Source organism: Franzmannia qiaohouensis, from assembly GCF_031451695.1.
Lineage (GTDB): Bacteria > Pseudomonadota > Gammaproteobacteria > Pseudomonadales > Halomonadaceae > Franzmannia > Franzmannia qiaohouensis.
In genome coordinates this window covers 171,709-193,776 of record NZ_JARWAM010000004.1, presented here as the reverse complement: position 1 = coordinate 193,776, position 22,068 = coordinate 171,709, and the positions used below count along the sequence as shown (strand labels likewise).

General features: G+C 66.7%; 20 protein-coding genes. 7 read left to right on the top strand and 13 right to left on the bottom strand.

Annotation, left to right across the window (positions count from 1 at the left end):
• Positions 1 to 3: 3 nt before the first annotated feature.
• From QC821_RS06815 to QC821_RS06805, 3 genes are read right to left on the bottom strand one after another with little or no spacing between them, the layout of a single operon-like run.
• On the bottom strand, positions 4 to 861 hold the full coding sequence (locus QC821_RS06815; RefSeq protein WP_422720052.1) for an ABC transporter permease: 858 nt from the start codon (positions 859 to 861) through the stop codon (positions 4 to 6).
• On the bottom strand, positions 858 to 1,841 hold the full coding sequence (locus QC821_RS06810; protein ID WP_309718732.1) for an ABC transporter permease: 984 nt from the start codon (positions 1,839 to 1,841) through the stop codon (positions 858 to 860). Before QC821_RS06810 ends, QC821_RS06815 begins: the two co-directional genes overlap by 4 nt.
• Positions 1,838 to 3,430, bottom strand: a complete 1,593-nt coding sequence (locus tag QC821_RS06805; protein ID WP_309718729.1) for an ABC transporter substrate-binding protein — start codon at positions 3,428 to 3,430, stop codon at positions 1,838 to 1,840. Before QC821_RS06805 ends, QC821_RS06810 begins: the two co-directional genes overlap by 4 nt.
• 103 nt (positions 3,431 to 3,533) lie before the next feature.
• Here QC821_RS06805 and nikR point away from each other — a divergent pair, with 103 nt between their 5' ends.
• Positions 3,534 to 3,950: a nickel-responsive transcriptional regulator NikR gene (gene nikR / locus QC821_RS06800; protein WP_309718726.1), complete on the top strand. Its 417-nt coding sequence runs from the start codon at positions 3,534 to 3,536 to the stop codon at positions 3,948 to 3,950.
• Positions 3,951 to 4,007: 57 nt separating this feature from the next.
• On the opposite strand, the gene QC821_RS06795 is transcribed toward nikR, so the two are convergent.
• A complete protein-coding gene (locus tag QC821_RS06795) occupies positions 4,008 to 4,490 on the bottom strand; it encodes an FKBP-type peptidyl-prolyl cis-trans isomerase (RefSeq protein WP_095619722.1) in 483 nt (160 codons plus the stop codon).
• A gap of 285 nt (positions 4,491 to 4,775) precedes the next feature.
• Here QC821_RS06795 and QC821_RS06790 point away from each other — a divergent pair, with 285 nt between their 5' ends.
• On the top strand, positions 4,776 to 5,060 hold the full coding sequence (locus tag QC821_RS06790) for a hypothetical protein (protein WP_309718721.1): 285 nt from the start codon (positions 4,776 to 4,778) through the stop codon (positions 5,058 to 5,060).
• An 88-nt stretch (positions 5,061 to 5,148) separates the two neighbouring features.
• On the opposite strand, the gene QC821_RS06785 is transcribed toward QC821_RS06790, so the two are convergent.
• The 7 genes from QC821_RS06785 to mnmA form a co-directional block, all read right to left on the bottom strand.
• Positions 5,149 to 5,616, bottom strand: coding sequence for an outer membrane lipoprotein (locus tag QC821_RS06785; RefSeq protein ID WP_095619720.1), 468 nt, complete (start codon positions 5,614 to 5,616; stop codon positions 5,149 to 5,151).
• Between the two features lie 208 nt (positions 5,617 to 5,824).
• Positions 5,825 to 7,423 (bottom strand): isocitrate lyase, encoded by a 1,599-nt coding sequence (locus tag QC821_RS06780; RefSeq protein WP_309718717.1) that lies wholly within the window; start codon positions 7,421 to 7,423, stop codon positions 5,825 to 5,827.
• Between the two features lie 369 nt (positions 7,424 to 7,792).
• Positions 7,793 to 8,224, bottom strand: coding sequence for a GNAT family N-acetyltransferase (locus tag QC821_RS06775; RefSeq protein ID WP_309718715.1), 432 nt, complete (start codon positions 8,222 to 8,224; stop codon positions 7,793 to 7,795).
• The gene (locus QC821_RS06770; RefSeq protein WP_309718712.1) at positions 8,221 to 9,408 is read right to left on the bottom strand and encodes a cupin domain-containing protein; all 1,188 of its coding nucleotides are present in this window, start codon (positions 9,406 to 9,408) and stop codon (positions 8,221 to 8,223) included. The genes QC821_RS06775 and QC821_RS06770 overlap by 4 nt, the downstream gene beginning before the upstream one ends.
• Before the next feature lie 330 nt (positions 9,409 to 9,738).
• Positions 9,739 to 11,103 carry an adenylosuccinate lyase gene (gene purB / locus QC821_RS06765; protein ID WP_309718709.1) on the bottom strand — a complete coding sequence of 455 codons (1,365 nt, stop codon included), beginning with the start codon at positions 11,101 to 11,103 and terminating at the stop codon, positions 9,739 to 9,741.
• Between the two features lie 44 nt (positions 11,104 to 11,147).
• Positions 11,148 to 11,792: a high frequency lysogenization protein HflD gene (gene hflD, locus QC821_RS06760; RefSeq protein ID WP_309718706.1), complete on the bottom strand. Its 645-nt coding sequence runs from the start codon at positions 11,790 to 11,792 to the stop codon at positions 11,148 to 11,150.
• Positions 11,789 to 12,901, bottom strand: coding sequence for a tRNA 2-thiouridine(34) synthase MnmA (gene mnmA, locus QC821_RS06755; RefSeq protein ID WP_309718703.1), 1,113 nt, complete (start codon positions 12,899 to 12,901; stop codon positions 11,789 to 11,791). The genes hflD and mnmA overlap by 4 nt, the downstream gene beginning before the upstream one ends.
• Positions 12,902 to 12,946: 45 nt before the next feature.
• Here mnmA and QC821_RS06750 point away from each other — a divergent pair, with 45 nt between their 5' ends.
• The 3 genes from QC821_RS06750 to QC821_RS06740 all read left to right on the top strand — a co-directional run bounded on the left by QC821_RS06750 (position 12,947) and on the right by QC821_RS06740 (position 17,803).
• Positions 12,947 to 13,642 (top strand): TetR/AcrR family transcriptional regulator, encoded by a 696-nt coding sequence (locus QC821_RS06750; protein ID WP_309718700.1) that lies wholly within the window; start codon positions 12,947 to 12,949, stop codon positions 13,640 to 13,642.
• A 70-nt stretch (positions 13,643 to 13,712) separates the two neighbouring features.
• On the top strand, positions 13,713 to 14,804 hold the full coding sequence (locus QC821_RS06745) for an efflux RND transporter periplasmic adaptor subunit (protein ID WP_309718698.1): 1,092 nt from the start codon (positions 13,713 to 13,715) through the stop codon (positions 14,802 to 14,804).
• Positions 14,801 to 17,803, top strand: a complete 3,003-nt coding sequence (locus tag QC821_RS06740) for an efflux RND transporter permease subunit (RefSeq protein WP_309718695.1) — start codon at positions 14,801 to 14,803, stop codon at positions 17,801 to 17,803. Before QC821_RS06745 ends, QC821_RS06740 begins: the two co-directional genes overlap by 4 nt.
• Before the next feature lie 17 nt (positions 17,804 to 17,820).
• On the opposite strand, the gene QC821_RS06735 is transcribed toward QC821_RS06740, so the two are convergent.
• Together QC821_RS06735 and QC821_RS06730 are read right to left on the bottom strand one after the other, a co-directional pair.
• On the bottom strand, positions 17,821 to 18,270 hold the full coding sequence (locus QC821_RS06735; protein ID WP_095619710.1) for an NUDIX domain-containing protein: 450 nt from the start codon (positions 18,268 to 18,270) through the stop codon (positions 17,821 to 17,823).
• Entirely contained in the window at positions 18,267 to 18,863 is a 597-nt protein-coding gene (locus tag QC821_RS06730) for a pseudouridine synthase (RefSeq protein ID WP_309718691.1), read from the bottom strand. Before QC821_RS06730 ends, QC821_RS06735 begins: the two co-directional genes overlap by 4 nt.
• A 241-nt stretch (positions 18,864 to 19,104) precedes the next feature.
• Here QC821_RS06730 and QC821_RS06725 point away from each other — a divergent pair, with 241 nt between their 5' ends.
• Positions 19,105 to 21,339: an NADP-dependent isocitrate dehydrogenase gene (locus QC821_RS06725; RefSeq protein ID WP_309718688.1), complete on the top strand. Its 2,235-nt coding sequence runs from the start codon at positions 19,105 to 19,107 to the stop codon at positions 21,337 to 21,339.
• Positions 21,340 to 21,598: 259 nt separating this feature from the next.
• Positions 21,599 to 21,928: an ATP-dependent Clp protease adapter ClpS gene (gene clpS / locus QC821_RS06720; protein ID WP_309718685.1), complete on the top strand. Its 330-nt coding sequence runs from the start codon at positions 21,599 to 21,601 to the stop codon at positions 21,926 to 21,928.
• Positions 21,929 to 22,068 lie beyond the last annotated feature (140 nt).

Below are 22,068 nucleotides of genomic sequence, written 5' to 3'. Positions count from 1 at the left end.
GGGTCATTGCTGGGCCTCGCGGGGGGTGAGCAGCCGCCGCAGGGCGTTGCCCAGACGGTCGAAGGCCAGCACCAGCAGCAGCAGGCCGAGCCCCGGGAAGACGCCCAGCCACCAGTAGCCGGCACTGAGATAGCGCAGCGATTCGGCGAGCAGCACGCCGATGGCGGGCTGGCCCGGCGAGAGGCCGAAGCCGAGAAAGGTCAGCGCCGCTTCATGGAGGATCGCATGGGGAAACAGCAGCAGGCCGCCGACCAGGCAGTGGGGCAGCAGCGCCGGCAGCAGATGATGGCGGATGATGTAGCCGCGGGACTTGCCGAAGCGGCGCGACAGGCGCACGTAGTCGGCCTGCCTCAGCTGCAGCAGCTCGGCGCGTAGTACCCGGGTCAGGCTCGGCCAGTGGGTCAGCGCCACGGCGATGATCACCGCCTGGGTGCCGCCGCCCATGGCGAAGGCGATCAGGATCAGCAGGATCAGATGCGGCAGCCCAAGCACGCTGTCGACCAGCAGCCCCACGGCGACATCGGTGCGCGGCCCGTGACACGCCAGGGCCGCCAGGCCCAGCGCGATCAGGGTGCCGAGCAGTGCCGCCGCGGCACCCACCCACAGGCTCAGGGTAAGGCCCTGCAGGGTGCGCGCCAGGAGATCGCGGCCGAGTACATCGGTACCAAACCAGTGCTCGCCGCCGGGGGCCAGCAGGCGGGCCTGGAAGTCGCTGGCGGCGGCCCGCTCGGCGAGCGTGGGCTGGGCGATCAGCAGTGCGATGAGGGCCACCAGCAGTGCCAGCGCCCCCAGCGCCAGGCCCAGCCGCGGATTGCCGCGCAGGACCCGTTGCGATGCCTTGGCCTGCGCTGCGCCGCTCACTGGTATGCCTCGCGCAGGCGCGGGTCGACCAGCCGATAGAGGCCGTCGGCCAGGGCATTGCCGAGGCTGACGAACAGCGCGGTGAACAGCGCAATGGCCAGCAGCAGCGGCACGTCGCTGCGCAGGCCGGCCTCTACCGTGGCGCGGCCCAGGCCGGGGTAGGCGAACACCTGCTCGACCAGGATGGCTCCGCCGAACAGCTCACCCAGTGAGGCAAACGCCAGCGTCAGTGCCGGCAGGCAGGCGTGACGGGCGCCGTGGCGCCACGCCACCTCGCGGCGGCTGGCGCCCTGGGCGAAGGCGTGCAGGGCGATCTCGGAACGCATCAGCTCGAGCATCCGCGCCCGGGTGTGCAGGGTGATCTGGGCCACGCCGAGCAGCGACAGGGTCAGCGCCGGCAGCAGTAGATGGTGGAGGCGGGTGGCCAGGCCCAGTTCATCGCGGGTTACCCCGGCAGGTCCGGCACAGCATACCGGGGTCCAGCCCAGCGCCACCGAGAACAGCAGCAGCGCCAGGATCGCCAGCCAGAAGGTCGGCGTGGAGGCGAGGGTGTAGGCGTAGCGGCGGATCCAGCGGTCGGCCCAGCCGTCTTCGCGGGTGCCGGCCACTACGCCGAGGATGAAGCCGAACAGGGTGGCACCCAGCCAGGCACTGGCCAGCAGCGGCAGCGAGGCCAGGAAGCGGGTGCCGATCACTTCGCCGACCGGGGCGTTGTAGACCCGGCTCCAGCCCAGTTCGCCGCGCAGCAGGTTGCCCAGCCACAGCCGAAACTGCTGCACTGCCGGCTGGTCGACGCCCCAGCGCTCGGCTATCAGCGCCCGCTGCTCGGGGCTGACCTGGGCCAGCTGCGCGCCGAGGTAGGCGTCTACCGGGTCCACCGGCGAGGCCTGCATCAGGCCGAAGGCGGCCAGTGCGACGATCCCGAGCACCGCGATCAGGCGCAGCAGTCGCCGGCCTAGCGCGGCGATCAGGCAGGTCATCCCTCGCACTGCCACTGCCAGTCGAGCAGGTTGGCGGTGATCGGCCAGCCGTGGCCGTGGGGGGCGACGCCCAGCTCACCGAGGTCGAGGCAGTCGTCGACGAAGTAGAGGTGCTCGAGGTTGACCAGCCAGGCCCAGGCGGCGTCGCCGCGTACGCCGTAGCCCTGTGCGCCGTCCCACTGGGCCGCTCGCCAATGGGGCAGCGAGGCGTCGAAGCTCGCGGCGTTCTGGGCCGCCTCGAGGTGGGCGTCGACGGCCGGGTTGGCATAGAAGCCGCTGTTGTAGTAATCCTGCCCGGCGTGCTGGCTGTGATAGAGGTAGTAGATCTCCTGCGGGCTGTGGCTACCCCAGCCGAACAGGATGGCATCTTGATGCAGCGCCTCGCGGCGGATCTCGTCCCAGTGGCGGCCCATCGGCTCGACCGCGATACCCAGCGGGCGCAGCAGTTCGGCAACGCTCTCGGCGAGCAGCTGGCGGGTAGTGTCGCCGGCGGGGTAGGTGAGGTGGAAGCGCGCCGCCTGGCCGTCGCGCCGGCGCAGGCCATCGTCCTGCAGCTGCCAGCCCGCGGCGTCGAGTCGCTCGGCGGCGGCCTGCAGGTCGCCGTCGTCGACGCGCTCGGCGGGATCGCTCCACGGCAGGCCGTCGGCGGGGCCGTAGGCCGGCTGGCCGAAGCCGTGCAGGGCGACCTCCACCAGCAGCTCGCGGTCGAGGGCCAGGTTGATCGCCTGGCGGATTGCCGGGTCGGCGGTGACGTCGTTGCCGATCGGCGCGCCGCTTGCACTGGTATCACCGCTGGCGCGCCGCATGGGGAACAGGATGCCGCGGTTGTCGACGCTCTGCATGGCGACCCGATGCATGCCGGTGGGCGGCTGGGCGGCCAGCGCCGGCGCAATCGCAGCCAGCTGCAGGTCGCCGGCATTGGCGGCGGCCAGCGTGGTATCCTCGCCGGTGAAGCGGAACACCAGCCGTTCGAAGGGCGGTGTGTCGCCATGGTAGTGGGGGTTGCGTTCGACGATCAGCTGCTCGCCCTCCTGCCACTCGACCAGTCGGTAGGGGCCGGAGCCCAGCGGCGCGCGAGCGTAGCCGTCGTGGTAGCCGTTGTCGCGGTCGGCGTCGGGCACGATGCCCAGGGTGTGGAGGGTCTCGACGAAGGTGATGCGTGGCTCTGTCAGGGTCAGCCGTACGCGGTGGTCGTCGAGGGCCTCGGCGCTGGCCAGTACGCTGAGGTCGGCGCGTCCCCCGGCCCGGGCGGCAGCGTTGAAGGTGAAGGCCACGTCCGCGGCGGTCAGCGGCGTGCCGTCGCTGAACCTGGCGTCGTCGCGCAGCTGCAGGGTCCAGCGCAGGCGGTCGTCGGATAGCGACCAGTCGTGGCCCAGCTCGGGCTGGCTGGCAAGCTCGGCATCGCGACTCAGCAGCGTCGACTGGAACAGCGGATGACCGTAGTGGCCCCAACCCAGCAGCGGGTCGAAGCCGTCATCGGGTTCGCCGCCGATGGCCAGCACCAGCTGCGAGGGGGCTCCGGCGGCCAGCGGGCTGAAGGCGAGGGCCAGCGTCGCGGCGACGAGCCAGCGACAACGCGATAGCGACATGAGCGGATCCTTGGCTTTTTTCTTACCCTAAAGTCGACGCCGTATGAAGTCTAGTCAATAACATCATACTCGCGTGGCGACCCACGCGAGCGAGGAGGGAGCAATGCAGCGGGTAACGGTGACCTTGGACGATGCCCTGATGGCGGACCTGGACCGATTGATCGCCCAGCGTGGCTATCAGAATCGCTCCGAGGCGATCCGCGACCTGGCGCGGGCGGGAATCAAGGAGACGACGCTGGAGGGCGACGCCGAGCAGCCCTGCGTGGGAGCGCTGGTGTACGTCTACGATCATGCCGCGCGGGAGCTGGCCAAGCGCCTGACCCACCACTCCCACGCCCACCACCACCTGACCGTCTCGACCCTGCACGTGCATCTCGACCACCACAGCTGTCTGGAGGTGGCGGTGCTCAAGGGCCGCGGGTGCGAGGTACAGGGGTTCGCCAGCGAGGTGATCGCCGAGCGCAGCGTGCGCCACGGACAGCTGGTACTGGTGCCCCAGCGGGCTGATGGTGAGACCTGAAACGACGGCGGGGCAGCCGATGGCTGCCCCGCGTGTCGGATCGAGCGTGGCGAGCGTTTAGTGCTCCACGCCGCCCTCGCCGTGCACGTGACCGTGCTCGAGCTCTTCCTGGCTGGCTTCGCGCACCGTGGAGATCTCGACGTCGAAGTTCAGCGTCTGGCCGGCCAGCGGATGGTTGCCATCCACGGTCACGGTGTCGCCTTCGACCTGAGTCACGGTGACCATCAGCGGGCCGCCCTGGGTCTGAGCCTGGAACTGCATGCCCGGCTCGACGCTCTCGACGCCCTGGAAGGCATCGCGGGGGACTTCCTGCACCAGCGACGGCTGGGTTTCGCCATAGCCTTCGGCCGGCTCAACGGTGACCTGCAGTTTTTCACCGCTTTCGCGGCCTTCGAGTTCCTTTTCCAGACCCGGAATGATGTTGCCGGCGCCGTGGAGGTAGGTTAGCGGGTCGCGGCCTTCCGAGCTGTCCAGCACCTCACCTGCATCGTTGGTCAGGGTGTAGTGAAACGCGACAACGGAGTTCTGCGCAATCTGCATTGATGAACCTTTCGGTGAGTGCATGTCAGGCTAATGGTAACGTGCCGGTCGGGGGGCTGTCAGGGGCGCAGGGAATTTTTTCAGGTTTCGATTGCCCATCATGACTGGCGCTCAAGCCCCGCCGCAGAGAACCGCATGGGCGCTAGCCAGCCGACGGCGAGGTTGAACGAGAAGACGCCATGCGCCCAATCGCGGGTACTTTTCATCGCCGGCATGTTTTACCCTGAGGATCATTTATCCGCTGCGTTTCGACCTTCAACCGCTAAACCATGATGGAGATTGCCAATGACCGTGACCATTATCTGGCTGATTGGGTTTGCCGCCATCCTGTTCTTCAGCCTGCGCGGCTGGGAAGCCAGCCTGAGCCCGTTTATGTCGCGCACGCTGCCCGAGGCGCTGCAAAGCAACGCCGACGAGCGCTGGGTATGGTGCCCGGCGCTGGCGATCCTGGGGGCGACCTTCCTGGTGCGCCCGGTGGATATGCTGCTGACGCTGCTGGTCATCGCCCTGGTGGCCTGGGTCGCCAAGCGGCTGCTGTGCTGGGCCATGAAGAAGGCCAAGTCGCACTGAGCCAGCCAGTCATTGCCATAACCGATAAAGGCTCGCCATCTGGCGAGCCTTTATCGTTACCTTCATCACTCGATCAATACGGCGGAGCTCAGTAGGGCGCCACGCTCATGCTGGCGCCGCTGCCGATCAGGCGAACCCGCTGGCCGACCTGGAAGTCGCGGTCGGCGCGCTGCACCACGACCACGCTTTCGCCATTGTCGCGGCGGACCTCCATCTCCCAGGCGCGGGTGCGATTGACCGCGTCCTCGGTGCGCGAGCCGGCCATGGCGCCACCGATGGCGCCGGCGGCGGTCGCCAGCTGGCGTCCTGAACCGCCGCCGACCTGGTTACCGAGCAGGCCACCGATGACCCCGCCGCCCAGGGTGCCGATCACGTTACCCTGCGGACTGTCGGCCTGGATCTGCACCTGGCGCAGCGCGGTGATGGTGCCGTAGGCGACGCTCTGCCCGGTCTGGGCCTGGCTGCCGCGATATACGTCACCGCCATAGGGCGCGGTATTGGCACAGCCGGCCAATGTCAGCATGCCCAGGGCAACGACGGGAATAAGACGTTTCATGGGAGCTCCTCCGATGATCAAACAGATTATGAAACGGTGTTTTCAGCGAGTTTAATCCCACTTGTCCGCTTCGACCAGCGCTTTACGCTCGAGTGCCCCCAGTGTAGGCCCGTCAATCGACAAACAATAAGGAAAGGCGCAAAAAAGGGGAGGCGGCTGCCTCCCCAAATCACTGTCATGCCATGCGAGCTGCGCGTCTTGGCGTGAATCAGCCAAACTGGTTCATGGTGTTGTCCTTGCCGCCGGCCTTGAGTGCGCCGGCACCGGAGAAGTACTCCTTGTGATCGTCGCCGATATTGGAGCCGGCCATGTCCTGGTGCTTGACGCAGGCCAGGCCGCTGCGGATCTCCTTGCGCTGGACCCCGGCGACGTAGGCCAGCATGCCCTCTTCGCCGAAGTAGCCCTTGGCCAGCTCGTCGGTAGAGAGTGCCGCGGTGTGGTAGGTGGGCAGCGTGATCAGGTGGTGGAAGATACCTGCCTCGCGGGCTGCGTCGCGCTGGAAGTTGCGCGTCCACTCGTCGGCCAGCGTGCCCAGTTCAGTGGCGTCGTACTCGGCGCTCATCAGCTGGTCGCGGTCGTAGGCCGAGACATCCTTGCCCTCGGCCTGCCAGGCGTCGAACACCTGCTGGCGGAAGTTGAGGGTCCAGTTGAACGACGGCGAATTGTTGTAGACCAGCTTGGCGTCCGGCACCACCTCGCGGATGCGGTTGACCATGCTGGCGATCTGCCCGACGTGGGGCTTCTCGGTCTCGATCCACAGCAGGTCGGCACCGTTCTGCAGGCTGGTGATGCAGTCCAGCACCACGCGATCCTCGCCGGTGCCCGAGCGAAAGCGATACAGGCCGTTGGCCAGGCGCAGTGGCTTGCGCAGCTCGCCGTCCAGCTTGATCACGCTGTCGCCCTCGCGGACGTCATCGATGGAATCGATCGGCGTGGTGTAGAGGAAGCTGTTGTACTGCGCGGCCAGATCCCCTGGCTCCGTGCTCACCGGCAGCTTCTGGGTCAGGCCGGCGCCCAGTGAGTCGGTGCGTGCCACGATCACGCCGTCGTCGACGCCAAGCTCGAGGAAGGCGTAGCGCACGGCGTTGATCTTGGCCAGGAAGTCCTCATGCGGCACGGTGACCTTGCCATCCTGGTGGCCGCACTGCTTGACGTCGGACACCTGGTTCTCGAGCTGGATGCAGCAGGCACCGGCCTCGATCATGCGCTTGGCCAGCAGGTAGGTGGCCTCCTCGTTGCCGAAGCCGGCGTCGATATCGGCGATGATCGGCACCACGTGGGTTTCGTAGTTGTCGATGCGCTTCTGTACGGCGCGTGCGGCGATGTCGTCACCCTTGGCCTGAGCCTCGTCCAGCTCGTGGAACAGGTGGCCGAGCTCGCGGGCATCGGCCTGGCGCAGGAAGGTATAGAGCTCTTCGATCAGCGCTGGCACCGAGGTCTTTTCGTGCATCGACTGGTCGGGCAGCGGGCCGAATTCGGAGCGCAGCGCGGCGATCATCCAGCCCGAGAGGTACAGGTAGCGCTTGCTGGTGGTGCCGTGATGGCGCTTGATGGCGATCATCTTCTGCTGGCCGATGAAACCGTGCCAGCAGCCCAGCGACTGGGTGTACTGGCTGGTGTCGGCGTCGTAGTCGGCCATGTCCTGACGCATGATCCCAGCGGTGTAGCGGGCGATGTCGAGGCCGGTCTTGAAGCGGTTCTGGGCCTTCATGCGCGCGGCGTACTCGGGGTTGATGGCATCCCACTTGCCGCCCTGGGCGTCGCGTAAGCGAGTGATGGTGTCTAGGTCGTCTTGATATGCTGACATGGGGCCGTCCTTTCTCATTTGTTGCACTGCGGTGTCACGCTGCTTGGCTTGGTCGACTTCATCGGGTGCCGTGTGGGTCCGTTTTATGCTGCACCTGCGAAGTAGTCTCAGGGTTGACCAGGTTTCAAAGGCTGTCTGTACTGCCTTGGTCGTATCAGGCGGCAACATCAAACGAATGTTTAATAGCGACTACAAGCTGCATTTAAACAATCGTTTTAATTCGTGCCTGTGATTGAACTATGGCCCATGAACACTGGGCCTCACAATCATTACTTAGCGGCAGAAGGGGTTGTAGTATGACTACAAGCGAGCCAAAAAAGGCTCGCTTTATGTAGTCAACTTTCCGCAGTCGAGAAAGGAGGTGATGAATCAATCACCTAGGGGAAGGGACATGTTGCGGTGCGGAATTCCTGCGTCGAGAAATTCATCGCCGTAGGCAATGAAGCCGAGACGTTCGTAGAAGGGGATCGCCTGTAGCTGGGCGGCCAGCTCCAGATGGGCGTGGCCCTGGACGCGAGCCGCCTCGATGGCGGCCTCGACCAGTCGCTGGCCCAGGCCTAGGCCACGTCCCTCCTCGAGAACCGCCACGCGCCCCAGGTGGCCGTCGGGCAGCAGTCGGGCGGTGCCCAGTGCACGCCCCCCGCGGCGGATCAGGAAGTGCAGGCAAAAGCTGTCGCGGCCGTCCCACTCCTCCTCCTGGGGCACCTGCTGCTCGACGATGAACACGATGCGGCGTATCTCGCTGGCTTCGCTGCCGAGTTCTTCCCAGTCACCCTGTTCAATGCTGATGGCGTCGCTCATTGGTCATCCTCATCGTCGTCTTCCAGTGGCCAGCCGAGGCTACCGCGATCATGCAGCAGCGCGAGCAGCTCGGCGGCACCGTCGAATTCGAGCAGCGTGGCGTCCAGCGCGGCGTCGGAGGCCAGCGCCCGGGCCAGCGGCAGCGAGCAGGTCAGGCCGTCGCCGTCGACGAACAGCGTGGCACGCGCATCGTCAAGCGCCCGCCAGGCGAAGCGCGACCCGAGGCTGCGCACCAGCTGGTCGCCGTCGTGTAGTGTCGCGACAAGCTCCTCGACCTCGATGGGGCGTTCGGCGGGTACCAGCTGGTCGACGTACTTGGGCTGGGTCATGGCCCGGCCGAACCACTGCGCCATCTGGGCGGGGTCATCGAGGCTGTCGAGGATCAGCTGGCGTACACGTTGGACTGCGTCGTCGTCGAGCTCATGGGGATCGGCAGGTGCTGCCATGCCGGCATCGCCGAAGCGCTTCGAGGCGGGTAGCGTCTCGCCGACATAGTCGGCATAGGAGGTCACCGCCTCGTCGGCGGAGGGGGCGCGGAAGCCCACCGAGACCGTCATGCAGTCGTCGGACTGGCTGACCCCGTGATGGGCCCAGCCGGGCGGCAGGTAGAGCATGTCGCCGGGCTCGAGTACCCAGTCGGCGCCGGGAGTCACCTCGAAGCGCTCGAGGATGCGCAGGTCGATGCCGGCGATGATCGGGGCGTCATCGGCCACCGCGCCGCCCAGCTGCCAGCGGCGCTGGCCGCTGGCCTGGAGCAGGAAGACGTCGTACTGGTCGACGTGGGGGCCGACGCTGCCGCCCGGCGGGGCGTAGCTGATCATGATGTCGTCGAGGCGCCAGCGCGGCAGGAAGTCGAAGTGCTCGAGCAGCGCGGCGACCTCGGGCACGTAGTGGTCCACGGCCTGGACCAGCAGCGACCAGTTTTCGTCGGGCAGGGCGGCAAAGGTGGCGTCATCGAAGGGGCCGTGCTGGACCTGCCAGGGGCCGTCGCGGCCATGCTCATCGACCAGGCGCGCCTCGATGCCTTCCTCGCAGGCCAGGCCGGCCAGCTCGTCTGGGTCGAGTGGGCATTCGAGGTCGGGCAGGGCGCCGCGGATCAGCAGCGGTTTCTGCTGCCAGACGTCACGCAGGAACTCGCTGGCGGTAAGGCCACCGAGTAACGATAGCGGTGAATCGGAGGACATGCGTCGTACCTCGTTGCAAAGATTGAAGCTGCGGGCAGGAATCGCGATTGTCCCCGGCGCCGCTCATCCTGTGTCGCGGCTGACCCGGCGGCAGGCCTGCGAGGGGGCGCTGTGAATACGTCCCTGTACGCTACCTTTTGCCGTTCCTGGCAAAAACCCCCTCTACGGCCAGTCCCCGGCGCCGCTCATCCTGTGTCGCGGCTGACCCGGCGACAGGCTTGCGAGGGGGCGCTGTGAATACGTCCCTGTACGCTACCTTTTGCCGTCCCTGGCAAAAACCCCCTCTACGGCCTGTCCCCGGAGCCGCTGAATTTACTGGGCGCTGGGTGCTTACAGCCTGCTCGCTTGCTCACTGGCATTGCCAGTATAGGTCGCCGGGCTGAGTGCCTTCAGCTCCACTTTGACGTCTTCTGGAAGTTCCAGGGTGTCGATGAAGGCGGCGAAGCCGGCCTGGTCGATGCGCTTGCCGCGGGTCAGTTCCTTGAGCTTCTCGTAGGGCTGCTCGATGCCGTAGCGGCGCATCACCGTCTGGATTGGCTCGGCGAGCACTTCCCAGCTGGCGTCGAGGTCTTCGTCAAGGCGCGAGGGGTTGGCCTCGAGCTTGGAGATGCCCTTGAGCGAGGCCTGGTAGGCGATCAGGCCGTAGGCCAGGCCGACGCCGAGGTTGCGCAGCACCGTGGAGTCGGTGAGGTCGCGCTGCCAGCGCGAGATCGGCAGCTTCTGGGCGAGGTGGCCGAGGATGGCGTTGGCCAGCCCCAGGTTGCCCTCGGAGTTCTCGAAGTCGATGGGGTTGACCTTGTGCGGCATGGTCGAGGAGCCGATCTCGCCCTCGACGGTGCGCTGCTTGAAGTAGCCCAGCGAAATATAGCCCCAGACGTCGCGATCGAAGTCGATCAGCACGGTGTGGAAACGGCAGATGGCGTCGAACAGCTCGGCGATGTAGTCGTGGGGCTCGATCTGGGTGGTGTAGGGATTGAAGGAGAGCCCCAGGCCCTCGACGAAGGTGCGGGCATTGGCTTCCCAGTCGACCTCGGGGTAGGTGGTGAGGTGGGCGTTGTAGTTGCCCACCGCGCCGTTGATCTTGCCGAGGATCTCGACGCCCTCGATCTGCTTGAGCTGGCGGCGCAGACGGTAGGCGACGTTGGCCATCTCCTTGCCGAGCGTCGTGGGGCTGGCGGTCTGGCCGTGGGTGCGCGACAGCATCGGCTGGGCGGCATGCTCGTGGGCGAGCGCGGCGATGGCGTCGGCCACCTCGTGCATCACCGGCAGCAGGCTCTTGAGCCCGTCTGTCAGCATCACGCCGTGGGAGAGGTTGTTGATGTCCTCGCTGGTGCAGGCGAAGTGCACGAATTCGCTGATCGCGTGCAGCTCGGGCTGCTCGGCGATGCGCTCCTTGATGAAGTACTCCACCGCCTTGACGTCGTGATTGGTGGTGCGCTCGATCTCCTTGATGCGCGCGGCGTCGGCTTCGCTGAAGTCGGCCACCAGGGCGTCGAGAAAGGCCTTGGCGGCCGGTGACAGCGGCGGCACCTCGGCGATGCCCGGCAGCGCGGCCAGCGCCTCGAGCCAGCGCACCTCGACGGTGACCCGGGCGCGGATCAGGCCAAATTCGCTGAAGTGTTCGCGCAGCGCCGCGGCCTTGCTGCCGTAGCGGCCGTCGACGGGGGAGAGGGCGGTCAGGGAGGAGAGCTGCATGGTCGGGTCTTCCTGGAGGTTGGGACGGGCCGTCTGGTCGCGCGTCACTGGCGGTTGATCTGGTCGAGGGCGCGCTTCATGGCACTGCGCTGGAACACCAGCTTCCAGCGCCGGCCGCCCTGCTGATGCCACAGCAGGCCGAAGCGCACGCCGGCCAGCAGCGCGGCGCGCACTCGCTCGGGCATCATGCGCTGCTGTAGCAGGCTGGGTTCGCCCTGCACCACGATGCGGTACTTGAAGGTCGAGAGCGTCTCTTGATAGAGCTCGCCGAGGCTGGCCACCACGTTCTCGTGGGTGTCGCCGAAGTGATCGGCCTGGCCCTGGATGCGGGTCAGCTTGCTGCCCAGGGTGCCCATCATCTCGCTGTTGTTGCGCAGCTTGTTCATCAGCATCAGCAGCGAGAAGCCGTAGCGCAGCACCACCGGGTTGGCCTGCTTGCGGCCGACCACCGCCTCGAGCACCTCGAGCCCCTGGCGCAGGTGGTTGGGGTGGCCGCCGTAGATCGCCTCGAAGCTCTCGGGGTCGGTGTCCACGGTGGCGCGGATCAGGGTGCTCCAGGCGCGCTCGTCGGCCTGGCCGGTGCGCGCCATTTCATCGACCACCGCGGCGGCCTGAAAGACGCCGGCAAGTGCCAGGGTCTGGCGGGCCATCGGGCTGTCCGGGGCACTGTGGATCGGGGTACTGCTCATGCGGCGGCCTCCGTGGCGTTCCAGGTAGTGCGTATCACACCGCCGCCAAGGCAGATGTCGTCGGCGTAGAGCACCAGCGATTGGCCTGGCGTCACCGCGCGCTGCGGCTCATCGAAGCGTACCTCGACGCCGCCATCGGGCAGCGTGTGCATATGGCAGGGCACGTCTTCCTGGCGGTAGCGGGTCTTGGCGGTGAAGCGTCCTGCATTGACAGGCGGTTCGCCGGCCACCCAGTCCATGGCCTCGGTGGCCAGGCTGTCGCTGTAGAGCAACGGGTGATGCTTGCCCTGCACGGCGACCAGCACGTTGCGATCGAGGTCCTTGGCGGCCACGTACCAGGGCGCGTCCGGGTGGTTGGCCAGGCCGCCGATGCCGAGCCCCTGGCGCTGGCCAAGGGTGTAGTACATCAGGCCCATGTGCTCGCCGATCACCTCGCCGTCGGGGGTCTCGATGGTGCCGGGCTGGGCCGGCAGGTACTGCTTGAGAAAGTCGCTGAAGCGGCGCTCGCCGATAAAGCAGATCCCCGTGGAGTCCTTCTTGCGCGCGGTGACCAGGCCGTGCTGCTCGGCCAGCGCGCGGACCTCGGGCTTCTCGAGCTCGCCGACCGGGAACAGGGTGCGGGCAATGGCCGCCTCGGGCACCGCGTGCAGGAAGTAGCTCTGGTCCTTGTTGGTATCGATGCCCTTGAGCAGCCGTGCGCGACCCTCGCGGACGCCGCCGCGCACATAGTGGCCGGTGGCGATCTTGTCGGCACCGAGCATCTCGGCATAGTCGAGGAACACCTTGAACTTGATCTCGCGGTTGCACAGGATGTCGGGATTGGGCGTGCGCCCGGCCTGGTACTCGGCGAGGAAGTGCTCGAAGACGTTGTCCCAGTACTCGGCGGCGAAGTTGGCGGTATGCAGCGTGATGCCGAGCTTGTCGCACACCGCCTGGGCATCTGCCAGGTCCTCCTTGGCGGTGCAGTACTCGGTGCCGTCGTCCTCGTCCCAGTTCTTCATGAACAGGCCTTCGACCTGATAGCCCTGCTCCAGCAGCAGCAGGGCGGAAACGGAGGAGTCGACGCCGCCGGACATGCCGACGATCACCTTGCCGGTAGCTGAAGACATACACTCTCTCGGGTTGGAGCCTCAAATGGCCGGCGATTATACCTCATGTTGCCGCGGTGCTTCATCTCGTGGGGCATCGCTCCAACGAACGCGCGCTCAATTGACCGGTCGGCCAATCGAGGCTATCGTCTGGTGATGAGCCAGAAAACCCAGACCCGAGATCCTGAACTGACCCGCACCCGCATTCTCGACGCGGCGGAGTCCCTCTTCGTGGAGCAGGGCTTCTCCGCCGTCAAGCTGAGTGCGTTGGCGCGTTCAGCCGATGTGACCAAGAGCCTGATCCATCACCATTTCGGCAGCAAGGAACAGCTGTGGGAGGCGGTCAAGAATCGTGCCTTCGAGCGCTATTACACTGGCCAGATGGCCATGCTGGAGGGGGCTGGCGAGCCGGATGCCATGCTGCTGCGGAATTCGGTGGAAGCCTACTTCCACTTTTTACGCGACAACCCCGGCGTCGTGCGGTTGTTCGCCTGGACCCATCTGGAAGGTGACAGTCATTGTGGAGAGCTCGACAACCAGCTGGTCGGTGCGGGTGCTGAATGGGTTCGCCAGGCCCAGATGCGTGGCCTGCTGCGTAAGGACATCAACCCAACCCATGTGATCGCGCTGTTCGTGATGACGTGCACGCAATGGTTCGAGGCCAAGTGTCATCATCAACACTGGCCGGGCATGGGCAGCGACGAGGCCTTCCTGGACGATTTCCTGACGATTTTCATGGCCGGGGTCGCGCCGCAGAACTGAGTTTTTTGCGCCAATTACTGACCGGTCGGCCAGTTTGTTAAGCCTGTTCGCTAAATGAGGAAGCAGGAACATGACACAGGGGACAAGAGGAGGGGCTGCCACGAGGGCGCTGGGGGTGCTGGGCATCGTGCTGCTACTTGCAGGCTGCGACTCGGCGCCGGCCGCGAGTGGCGAGGCCGACGAGACGCTCGATACTCGGCCGATGGTGCGTGTCGCCCAGGTGCGCAACGGTTCCGCCGAACAGAGGATGCGCTTCCCCGGTGTGGTGCAGGCTATGGACCGGGGTGCGCCGGCATTCCTGCATGCCGGCGTGCTCAGCGAGCGCCTGGTGGAGCGTGGCCAGCGTGTCGAGCAGGGTGAGCCCCTGGCACGGTTGCACAACCCCGCACTTGAGCCTGCCTTGGCGGGTGCCGAGGGGCGGGTCAAGGAGCTTGACGCCCACCTTGCCAGGCTGGAGAGGGATGTCGAGCGGGCTCGGGTGCTGCGCGAACGGAGCCTGGTCGCTGAGGAGGAGCTGGATCGGCTGGTTGCGGAACGGCAGGCCACCGCCCAGGTCCGGGAGCAGGCGGTGGCTGCCCGTGCCGATGCCGCAGCCCAGGTCGAGGAGATGACGCTGAGGGCGCCGTTCGCCGCCAACGTGGCCGACCTGCTCATCGAGCCGGGTGACTTCGTGGCCGCCGGCGAGCCGGTGCTGGCGCTTTCCGGTATCGATGGCGTGGAGGTGGCAATTCGCGTCCCGGTGACGCTCGGCGCCCGGCTGACCGTGGGAATGCCGGTTCAGGTGTCGCCGACGCTGCAGGAAGGCCGCTTCCAGGGGCGGATCAGTAGCGTGGGGAGAGCCGGATCGGCGCTGGTGCCGGTGGTGGTCGAACTCGACCCCGACCCGCGCCTGGTCCCCGGGGAGTCGGTGCAGGTATATCTTTCCGTTGCCACGCAGCCATCGCTGCAGGTACCGCTTGCAGCGGTGCAGGACCCCGGCGGGCACGCGCCCTACGTCCTCGCCCTCACTGATGAGGAGAGCATACGGCGGGTGGCGGTGGCGCCGGGACGGCTGGAAAACGACTGGGTCACGATTGCGGCCCCGCTCGCTCTCGGCGATCGGGTGGTCACTGCTGGCCAGGGGCGCCTCCAGCAGGGCGATAGCGTGCGGGTGCTGCCATGAAGTGGCTGCATGCGACGCTGCACGTCAAGCGCCTGGTGCTGACCGTGACGACTCTGCTGGCGCTGATCGGACTGACCGCCTGGCTGGCCATGGATCGTCAGGAGGACCCCTTCTTTCCCTATCGCTTCGGCCAGGTGCTGGTGCCTTATCCCGGGGCCGAGCCGGAGCTGGTCGAACGCCTGGTGCTCAACACCCTGGAAGAGGAGCTGGCCCAGGTCGAGGAGGTCAATGAGCTCATCGGCACGGCGCGGCTGGGGGTGGCGCATGTCAACATCGAGATGCACGAGCATGTCTATGACACCGATGCCGCCTGGGAGCAGATCCGCATTGCCGTCGATCGGGCGGCGCGCCAGTTTCCCGACGGGGTGGGTGACGCCGAGATCAGCGATCGGGACTCCGACGCCCACGGCATCGTGCTGTCGGTGACCGGCACCGATGACCTGCTCGAGCTGCGCGAGGCCGCCGAGCGGCTGCGGCGGGATCTGTTCCGTCTCAAGGGAATTGCGCGCATCGACCTGCTCGCCGATCCCGGGCAGCAGGTCATCGTCAGCTGGGACGATGCGCAAGCCGAACTGACCGGGCTCGATGCCCAGGCACTGGGCGATCAGTTGGCTGCCCGCAACCTGACGACTGCGGGAGGCAGCCTCTCCAGCGGCGGGCGCTCGGTGGTGCTCGACCCGGTGACGGAGTTCGCCAACCTCGAGGATCTGGCCGCGACCCCGATTCGCACCCGGCGGGGGGACACCTTGCCGCTGGGCGAACTGGCCGACGTTCGCCTGTCGCCACGCGAGCCCGCCACCGAGCGCATCTGGCATGACGGTAAGCCCGCCGTGGCGCTGGGCGTCATTCTCTCCAACGAGCGAATCAATGCCGTCCGCTTCGGCGAATCCCTGCGCAGCCTGCTCGACGAGGTGCGCCCCGCCTATGCGCCGCTGCAGATTCAGGAGATGTTCTATCAGCCCCGCTGGGTGGAGCAGCGGCTGGCCGAACTCGGCGTCTCGCTGCTGCTGGGCATTGCCATTCTCGGCGCCCTGCTGTTCCTGACCATGGGCCTGAGGCTGGGGTTCGCGGTGATACTGATCGTGCCGCTGGTGACCTTTTCGGCCCTGGCCATCTACGCCATGGGCGGCGGCATCCTGCACCAGATCGCCGTGGCCGGCATGGTGATCGCGCTGGGTATGCTGGTGGACAATGCCATCGTCATGGTCGAGAACCTGCAGTGGCATCGCGATCAGGGGCGCTCGGCGGCGGAGGCCGTGTCGCGCTCGGTACAGGAGCTCGCCGCACCGCTGCTGGCGGCGACCGGCACCACCCTGGCCGCCTTCGTGCCGCTGCTGCTTTCCAGCGGCAATACCGCCGACTTCACCCGGGCGATTCCGGTGATGGTGATGCTGACTCTGGTGGTCAGCTATCTCTACGCGATCTTCGTCACCCCCGTCTTCGCCGCCGCCATCCTCAAGCCCGGCGGTAGTTCGCAGCGGCGCAGCCTGGCAGGCGCCGGTCGGCGGATCGGGCGCTTCGCCGTTCGCTGGCCCGGCAGCATACTTGCCGGTGCCGTGGCGCTGCTGGTGGGGGCGATGGCCATGCTGCCACTGCTCAACCATGACTTCTTCCCCGATACGGACCGCAACCAGCTGGTCATTGACCTGCACTTCGCCGAGGGCACGCATCTCGATTACACCGCCCATGAGGCGAGCGTGCTGGCCGCGGACCTGCGTGAGCGACCGGCGGTGACAGGGGTGCATCTGTTTGCCGGTTTCAGCGGTCCACGGTTCTATTACAACCTGGTCGAGCAGCCGCGTCAGGCGCATCTGGCACGGCTGGTCGTCGAGGCGGAGCATGCCGACGATCTGGCCCCGTTGATGGCGTGGGTGCGTGCCGTCACCCTGGAGCGCCTGCCGGAGGCCGCTGTGGTGGCGCGACGCCTGGGGCAGGGGCCACCCGTCACCGCCCCCATCGAGATTCGTGTCTTCGCCGAGGAGCGCACCCGGCTAGCCGAAGGCACAGAGCGCATTCTGGCGCTGGTCCGCGGTGCCGAGGGGGCGCGGGATGCGCGGCATACCCTGGGGGAAGGGCTGCCCACGCTGCGGCTGGACGTGGACGATGCCCGTGCCGGCGAGTTCGGCCTGTCGCGGCGCGAGGTCGCCATGGCGGTGGCGGGTGCCAGTCGCGGCATCGAGGTGAGCACCTGGCGAGCCGAGCGCGACCCCGCGCCGCTGCTGGTTCGTTCGCCGGAGGGCGAGCGTTTCCCGCTGTCCGCGCTCGAAGGGCTGCGCCTGACCGCGGACAACGGCGACTCGGTGCCCCTCGGCGAGGTCGCTTCCCTGCGCACGACGTGGCAGCCGGCGGTGATTCAGCATCGTGGCCTGCGCCGCATGACCACCGTGCTGGCCGAGGTGGCGGATGGCCAGACCTATGCCGGGGTGCTGGACGGACTATTGCCGCGGCTGGCGGAGCTCGAGCTGCCTGAGGGAGTGACCTACATGGTGGGTGGGGCGGCCGAGTCGGCGGGGGAGGCCAATACGGCGCTGTTCCAGACCCTGCCGTTCGGCGTGCTGTTGCTGGTCGTCTTCCTGCTGGCGCAGTTCAACTCCTTTCGCCAGCTGGGCATCGTATTGACCACCGTGCCGCTGGCGGCCATCGGTGTGATTCCCGGCTTGTGGCTGACCGGGCAGCCGTTCGGCTTCACCGCCATGCTGGGCGTCGTCGCCCTGGTGGGGATCGTGGTCAACAATGCCATCGTGCTGATCGACGTGATGAATGCCCATCGCCGGCAGGGCATGCCCTTGGACGATGCGGTCATCGGGGCGGTCGCCCGGCGTACCCGGCCGGTGCTGCTCACCACCGCCACCACCGTTGCCGGCCTGGTGCCCCTGACCCTGACCCAGTCGACGCTGTGGCCGCCGATGGCCTGGGCGATCATCTCCGGGCTCGTCGCCTCGACCCTGCTGACGCTACTGGTGATCCCGTCACTCTATCGACTGGTGATGAGGTGGTGAGCTAAGGGGCGTGGGTGCTAGCGCTCCTGAATCACGTCCATCGGAAACACCCGGCCGCTGCGCGCGTCGCGGATGCGGCGCATCACCAGCGGGCTCCTCAGCCGCCCGGCGCGCTCCAGGTCCTCGATCTCGTCGAAGGTCAGCCAGTGGATGGCCAGCACGTCGCGGTCGAGCTCGTTGCCCAGGTGGGCCAGCGCCATGCCTACGTAGCCGTGGCTGTGGAAGGTTACGCCGTCCGGGGCGTGGTAGACGTAGAGCCCCAGGTAGTCGGTGATGCCGACCCGCCAGGCGGTCTCTTCGCGGACTTCACGCTCGGCGGCCTCGAGCAGCCGTTCATCGGGCTCGAGGTGGCCGGCGGGCTGGTTGAACAGGGTGAAGGGGCCGCCGCGGTCCTCCTCGACCAGCAGGTAGCGCCCGGCGCGTTCGACCACGGTGGCAACCGTGACGCGGGGAGACCAAGGTTTCATCGTGAGCGCCTCTGTGGGGAGTGGTGCGGTTTGGCCGCGCGGCGCGCCGGCGCATGCAGGGGTTCGCGGCGCCATTCGCCGGGGGCCAGGCCGTCGAGCCGCCAGGGGCCGATGGCCACGCGCACCAGGCGCAGGGTGGGATGGCCGACATGAGCGGTCATGCGCCGCACCTGGCGGTTGCGGCCCTCGCTGATGGTCAGCTCGAGCCAGGCGGTGTGCGGGTGGCGCCTGGGGTCCAGCGGCGGCTGCCGCTCGGGCAGTTCGCTGGTTGCCAGGCGGCGCACCTTGGCCGGCTGGGTCACGCCATCCTTGAGCGGCACACCGCGGCGCAGGGCCTGCAGCGCGGTGTCGTCGGGCTCGCCTTCGACCAGCACCCGGTAGGTCTTGGGCTGCTTGTGGCGCGGATGGCTGATGCGATGGATCAGCTCACCGTCGTCGCAGAGTAGCAGCAGGCCCTCTGAGTCGTAGTCGAGGCGGCCGGCGGCGTATACCCCGGGAACATCGAGGTAGTCGGCCAGGGTCGCACGGCCCTCGCGATCGGTGAACTGCGAGAGCACCTGATAGGGCTTGTGCAGTAGATACAGGGTGCTCATGGGGCTCCGTCATCAAGAGTAAATCGGGCCGCGCCGTTGCCGGCTTGCCCGGCGCCTGGCGGCGGGGTATACGAACATCGCTCATGCGAAACAGGCCTCGCGCTGGTATACTCCCAGCCGATCGTTGGGAGCGCCGTCGTCACAACCGGACCCGCCGAGTCCTGTCCCTGCCTGGTGTTCCGACCCGCTCGCCTTTCCTGCAATCGCTGTGACCAGAGAGACCAGAGAGACTACCGCTAACATGTCAAAAACGCCGAAGATTATCTACACGCTTACCGACGAAGCGCCTGCCCTCGCCACTCACTCGCTGCTGCCGATCATCGATGCCTTCACCGATCCGGCCGGTATCGAAGTGGAGACCCGCGATATCTCGCTGGCCGGGCGTATCCTGTCCCAGTTTCCCGATTACCTGAGTGACGAGCAGCAGCTCGGCGACCACCTGGCCGAGCTCGGCGACCTGGCCAAGACGCCGGAAGCCAACATCATCAAGCTGCCCAACATCAGCGCTTCGACGCCGCAGCTCAAGGCGGCTATCCGCGAGCTGCAGCAGCAGGGCTACAAGCTGCCCAACTACCCCGACGAGCCCTCTTCGCAGGTCGAGCACGACGTCAAGGCGCGCTACGACAAGACCAAGGGCAGCGCGGTCAACCCGGTGCTGCGCGAAGGCAACTCCGACCGCCGTGCGCCGCAGTCGGTCAAGGGCTTCGCCCGCAAGTACCCGCACCGCATGGGCGAGTGGAGCGCCGACTCCAAGTCCCACGTGGCGAGCATGAGCGACGGCGATTTCTACGCCAGCGAGAAATCGGCGCTGATCGAGGCCGCCGGCAACGTCAAGATCGAGCTGGTGGCCGCCGACGGCAGCACCCAGGTGCTCAAGGAGCAGACCCCGGTGCTGGCCGGCGAGGTGATCGACGGCTCGGTGATGAGCCGCCGTGCGCTGAGCGCCTTCATCGCCGAGCAGATCGAGGATGCCAAGCAGCAGGACGTGCTGTTCTCGCTGCACCTCAAGGCCACCATGATGAAGGTCTCCGACCCGATCATCTTCGGCGTGGCGGTGGAGGCCTTCTACGGCGACGTGCTGGCCAAGCACGCGGCCGACCTCGACAAGGTGGGCTTCAACGCCAACAGCGGCATCGGCGATCTCTACGCCACCATCAAGGAGCTGCCCGAGGCCAAGCAGGAGGCGGTCAAGGCCGACGTCGAGGCGCTCTACGCCGAGCGTCCGCGCCTGGCGATGGTCAACTCTCACAAGGGTATCACCAACCTCCACGTGCCCAGTGACGTGATCGTCGACGCTTCGATGCCGGCGATGATCCGCGACTCCGGCAAGATGTGGGGTGCCGACGACCAGCTGCATGATGCCAAGGCAGTGATCCCGGACCGCTGCTACGCCAGCATCTATCAGACCGTGATCGACGACTGCAAGGCCAACGGCGCCTTCGATCCGACCACCATGGGCAGCGTACCCAACGTCGGCCTGATGGCGCAGAAGGCCGAGGAGTACGGCTCCCACGACAAGACCTTCGAGATTCCCGCCGACGGCACCGTGCGGGTCAGCGACGAGAGCGGCGCGCTGCTGTTCGAACACAGCGTCGAGCGCGGCGACATCTGGCGCATGTGCCAAACCAAGGACGCGCCGATCCAGGACTGGGTCAAGCTGGCGGTGACCCGTGCCCGCGACAGCGGCGCACCGGCGATCTTCTGGCTCGACGCCAAGCGCGCCCACGACGCCCAGCTGATCAGCAAGGTCGAGACCTACCTCAAGGATCACGACACCAGCGGCCTGGATATCCGTATTCTGGCACCGGTAGAAGCCATGAAGGTCTCGCTGGAGCGTATCCGCAAGGGCGAAGACACCATCTCGGTCACCGGCAATGTGCTGCGCGACTACCTGACCGACCTGTTCCCGATCATGGAGCTTGGCACCAGCGCCAAGATGCTCTCCATCGTGCCGCTGATGAACGGCGGTGGCCTGTTCGAGACCGGTGCCGGCGGTTCGGCGCCCAAGCACGTCCAGCAGTTCCTCGAGGAGAACCACCTGCGCTGGGATTCGCTGGGCGAGTTCCTGGCCCTGGCCGCGTCCCTCGAGCACCTCGGCAACACCTTCGGCAACGTCCGCGCTACGCTGCTGGCCAAGGCGCTGGACAGCGCCAACGGCAAGTTCCTCGACAGCAACAAGTCGCCGTCGCGCAAGGTCGGTGAGATCGACAACCGCGGCAGCCACTTCTACCTGGCGATGTACTGGGCCGAGGCGCTGGCCGCCCAGGACGAGGATGCCGAGCTCAAGGCGCTGTTCGCGCGCCTGGCCGAGTCGCTGAAGAGCAACGAGGCGGCTATCCTCAATGAACTCAACGGTGTGCAGGGCAAGCCGGTCGATATCCGCGGCTACTATCACCCGGATCACGACCTGACCCGCGAGGCGATGCGTCCCAGCCGGATCCTCAACGATGCGCTGAACGTGGTCGCCAACGGCTGATCACTTCGCTCTCTGCGAGACCCAGGGCCCTCGTCCGCCAGGCGGGCGAGGGCTTTTTTGCCTGTATTGCTGGCCTGCCCCTTGCAAGAGGCGTGCAGGGGACGCATTTATCACTTAGTACTGAACCCGCTGCCGCGAATGGCGTCGAAAGAGCGTGACGCCGGCGGTGAGCAGACGCTATCGATGGACATGAATGGTTATGGTTGAACACGATGAGTCCGTGGCGATGGGTGCCTCCGACCGTGCCCCCGTATTGGGCATGACGAAGCCGCCCGAGCCGGATCAGGAAGATGACGGCAATCTGGCGGTCAAGCCGTCCGACCCGGAACTGGCCAAGCCGCCGATGTACAAGGTGGTGCTGCACAACGACGACTTCACGCCGATGGAGTTCGTGGTCGAGGTGCTGCAGACTTTTTTTCATTTCGAGAGCGAGAAAGCCGTACAGGTGATGCTGGCGGTGCATACTCAGGGCAAGGCGACCTGCGGGATTTTTACTCGCGATATCGCCGAGACCAAGAGTCATCAGGTCAACGAGTATGCCCGAGAGTGCCAGCACCCGCTGCTGTGCGACATCGATGCGGCGGATTGAGTGCATACGCAATCGGTCGTTTGCACGCTACGACCGGCAAGCGTTGGAACATCGAGCTTGCGAAACCCATGAATGTGCCCGATGGTGAGAATGCGGCCGAGAAATTTGCCGACGTAAGCCCGAGGCGGCGAGAAGGGGAC